Origin of the sequence: Anaerococcus lactolyticus ATCC 51172, from assembly GCF_000156575.1 — a bacterium.
GTDB lineage: Bacteria > Bacillota > Clostridia > Tissierellales > Peptoniphilaceae > Anaerococcus > Anaerococcus lactolyticus.
Map to the genome: position 1 here is coordinate 1 of NZ_GG666048.1, position 1884 is coordinate 1884.

Consider the following 1884-nt stretch of genomic DNA (forward strand, 5'->3'; position numbering starts at 1 on the left):
TTCTTCTTTTAAAAAGTTTGGTATAAATTCATCATAAATGATAAGTTTTCCATCATCACCTATACTTGCTACAGACTGTCCTTGATAATAATATATAGAACTATTATTTGTTCTTTCTATATATACATCATTATCAGTTGGAGGCAAATCATCTTGATAATTTATATACTCCTGGCTTTCTTTTTCTGTTTTATTTATTTCCTGATCTGTTTTTTTCTCCCTATTTTCTTCAAAACTTTCTTCATCTATATATCTATTCTTTTTAATAAGGTCATTAATTTTTCTTGCAACATTGACCAAGATAGTAGTATTTCTTTTGCATTACCTTTATTATATTTTATTCCCTTCGCATCGTGCCACTCACCACTTTCTCTTGCAGCAGATAGTGCATGAGAACTTCCACCTACGCCATATTCATTTTTCAAGAAATCTGCTTGTTCTTTTAAATCATGCTTTTCAGTAAAAAATTCATATATTCTTTTCTTTCCATCAGAAAACCCGCTTCCTCTTTTTAGGCTTTCATCTATTTCATCTTGTGTTATAAAACTCTGAATAGGTGCAATATCCTTTAAATTTGACCTATATAATTTTCTTTCTATTTCTAGATCATTGATGTCATTATAGATTGTAGATAATTTATAATGATGAAATCTTAAAATATCAGGATTAATCTTATATTCTTCTAAAAATACCTCGTATTCTTTTCTGAGTTTATTTATAAAATTTTTATCTTCAAGTTTTTTCCCGAGATTTTCTTTTTCATCTGGGAAGCCTCTTCCTTTTATATCATTAAGACTCGATAGATATCTATCCTTAGTTTCATCAGTAAGATCTCTCTTTAAATACAATAATTTTTCTGCTATTTTTTCTCTTTCATATGTGGCACTTTCTATAACCTCCACATTGCTAGCAAATTCTCCTCTATTTAATAAATCATTAATATTATTAGCTAAATCTTTCCAAGAAACTATTTGCCCTTCTCTATATCTTGCCTCATCTCCATCTTTAAAAATTGCTCCTTCCTTTCCAAACCATGCAGATATCTTTCTTCCTTCAATTTCAAAACCATTGGCTCCCTTATATATTTCTTTCAAAAAGTTTGCCTGTTCTTCTAAAGATTTACCCTTAGAAAATTCTGCTATTACTGCTAATCTTCCATCTTCATGATTTCCTCCATGAATTAAAAATGTATCTATTTCTCTTTGACTTATTGGATTTGAGAAGGATATTTGCTCTCCCTGATTTTTAGCAGAAAAAAAGGAAGTAGACTCTACTTCCTCTTTTTTTAGATTAAGATTATCTCCTTTTCCCCTATTTCTTGTAGGGTCATATCCATGTTCTTCTTCAACCTCAGATATTTCAGATAGTCCTCTTCTTTCAGTTCTTCTGTCAGACCCCAAGTTTCCATCATTTTGACTTCTTCCCTCGTGATAAAGTCCTCTATCTCTTTTTCCTTTGATAGAAGATGATCCATCAATGTCCCTTGCAAATACATTATCTGATAATCCTCTTCTTTGTTCTCCTTGAGAAAGTTCAATCTCATCCTTCCCCATCTGTTGAGTTTCTTTAAATCTATTTCCTCGGGAATTTCCATATTGGGTATTAGGACTTCCATGCCTTCCTCCAATTCTTCCATCTTGTATGTCCCTCCCTGTCTCTCGAAGGAATTCTCCTTGACGATTGGTGTGTAAATTCCCTCCTCCATGAGGTATTCCTTGCCTGCCAATGTTACTTTCTCGTTCATCTTCCAAGCCTCCTTTTTTTAAATTTATTTCACCATTTATATCAGAACTTAATTTATTATAACGCTCCTTAAGCTCTTTTGTCTGCTCCAAATCTTTTCTTTCTTGAATTTTCTCTAAAATTTCTAATCTTTTTATTTCC

General features: G+C 31.6%; 3 protein-coding genes. All 3 read right to left on the reverse strand.

Going from position 1 to position 1884, the window contains the following annotated elements; genetic code table 11:
• A partial coding sequence (locus HMPREF0072_RS12705) for a hypothetical protein (protein ID WP_004828967.1) occupies positions 1 to 300 on the reverse strand: 300 nt, incomplete at its 3' end.
• Positions 246 to 1400 (reverse strand): hypothetical protein, encoded by a 1155-nt coding sequence (locus tag HMPREF0072_RS12710; RefSeq protein ID WP_169303263.1) that lies wholly within the window; start codon positions 1398 to 1400, stop codon positions 246 to 248. The genes HMPREF0072_RS12705 and HMPREF0072_RS12710, both read right to left, overlap by 55 nt.
• On the reverse strand, positions 1286 to 1744 hold the full coding sequence (locus HMPREF0072_RS12715) for a TnpV protein (protein ID WP_081447036.1): 459 nt from the start codon (positions 1742 to 1744) through the stop codon (positions 1286 to 1288). The genes HMPREF0072_RS12710 and HMPREF0072_RS12715 overlap by 115 nt, the downstream gene beginning before the upstream one ends.
• Positions 1745 to 1884: the final 140 nt, after the last annotated feature.